This is a genomic window from Caballeronia sp., from assembly GCF_049581465.1.
Lineage (GTDB): Bacteria > Pseudomonadota > Gammaproteobacteria > Burkholderiales > Burkholderiaceae > Caballeronia.
The window spans coordinates 1-1,940 of record NZ_JBAUSA010000811.1; the positions used below are offsets into that span (position 1 = coordinate 1).

Below are 1,940 nucleotides of genomic sequence, written 5' to 3' on the forward strand. Positions count from 1 at the left end.
CTTAAGGATGACGACTGGAGCTCCACTCAGGACCGCGGCCGTAAACATGAAGCCGTAGTAAGCAAAGCTCCAGGCCTTAGTCGAATACCGGGTGTCTCGGCACTCCCTGTCGATTTCCTTTGATATCTCCGAACGGTCAATTGTCATCGTACGGTCCTCGATTGCAGCACGCGCGCATGTAGGAAGGATAGTGCGACGGTTGAGATTCGCGGTGCGATAATCTAGATAGTACCCGCCATAACCAGCTGCAACGCTGAACGTTAGTGCTTGCGCGGCTTCAGCCGAAACGGCACCACCCGGTCTGGCGCGGTCGTCACAATGGCCATCGGACGTACGGGTTTATCGTCGGCGAGTTCGACGGTGAATGCCTGGATCAAACGCGCGAGTACCAGCGTAGCTTCGGCCATTGCGAACTGAGCGCCCACGCAGACGCGCGGCCCGGCGCCGAACGGCAGGTAAGTGAAACGCGGTGTCGGCGCCGCATCTGGTAAGAAGCGCGAAGGATCGAAGGCGTCCGGATTCGCCCAATGCAGGCGATGGCGATGCAGCACCCACGGACTAATCATCACCAGCGTGCCGCGCGCAATGGTCAATCCTTCCACGTGATCCGGCTCGACACATTCGCGCGATAACACCCAGGCCGGAGGGTAAAGACGCAACGCTTCGCTAACAACAGCGCGCGTGTAGGACAACGATGCAAACGTCTCGCCTGCATGCGCTGCACTCAGGTCGACCTTCCCCACTTCCGCCGCCACCGCAGCCTGTTCCATGGGCGCGCTGGCTAGCAGATAGAGCGACCAGAACAGCGTTAGCGCCGTTGTCTCGTGGCCGGCGACGATCATCGTGCCAACCTGATCGCGCAACTCCGCGCGGTTGAAAGCGGCGCCGCTTTCCGGGTCGCGCGCAGCGCGCAGCAGGTCAAACAAATCGCGCGGACCGCCGGCGTCAGGGACCTGCTCGCGTGCATCGATAATGCGATCCAGCAGCCGGGTCCACCTCGAACGGAAACGCGCCCGGGCAAAATCGTGAAACGTCGGGATCGGAAGTGGCGTGATCATGTCGAGCAAATGGGCGCGGCCGTACTGCTTCGAAAAACGCGTGATTTCGGCGCGAACGGCAGGCCCGAATTCCCACGTTTCGAGCGAGAACATCGAGCACGCCGCGATCTTCAGCGCAAGCGATTGCATCTCGGCCAGGAGATTGAACGGCGCCTCATTGCGCGAGCCCAGCGACTGTACGGTTTCATCGGCACACGCCGCCACATGACGTGCGAGCACCGGCAGCATTTTCGGAGCGAGCGCTGGTGCGATCGTGCGCCGTTGGTATTTCCAGTTCTCGCCGGTGCTCAGCAGCAAACCGTCGCCGACGAGTGGGCGAAGCAGCCGGATAGCGGTGTCGGTGCGGCGATAGTTGCCATGATTCTCCACCAGCACGCGGTGAATCAATTCGGGTTTATTCAGCAACAGGCGTTTGCGGCCGAAGAATCCCTGCTCCAGCCACTCCAGCTCATAGGTGCGATGCGACCACACCCGCAAACCGTTTCGACTGACGCGATGCACGAACGCGAGCGAAGACAGGTCCCGCGAAGGAAAATCCGGCAATGGCGGCACGAACAGCGGTTGGCTAAGCGTCGCGCGGTCCATTGGCGGCATTGAAAACGTACTCGATCGGGCTTCCATTTGGGACCCTCCTGAGGCGGTTAGTCAGCAACCCGGGATGCGCTGAAGAATACCACCCTGCGCGGGCACTTATGCGTGATGGGACGCAGGTTCCGACCGGCTGCGGCCCCACCCTGTCGTGTCGACACCTACCTAATTTGGCTCGACTCCGGCACTGCAGGTGCTTTGAATGCATCGGGATATTCGTGACGAAACCAGTCTTTCACCTGATCGTGATCGAGTGCGAAAAATTCTCGCGATCGCGGTATCAGGACGAAACCG

At 60.5% G+C, this 1,940-nt stretch carries 1 protein-coding gene; it reads right to left on the minus strand.

Annotation, left to right across the window (positions count from 1 at the left end; genetic code table 11):
* Positions 1-260: 260 nt before the first annotated feature.
* A complete protein-coding gene (locus WCA53_RS19925; RefSeq protein ID WP_423914607.1) occupies positions 261-1,679 on the minus strand; it encodes a cytochrome P450 in 1,419 nt (472 codons plus the stop codon).
* Positions 1,680-1,940 lie beyond the last annotated feature (261 nt).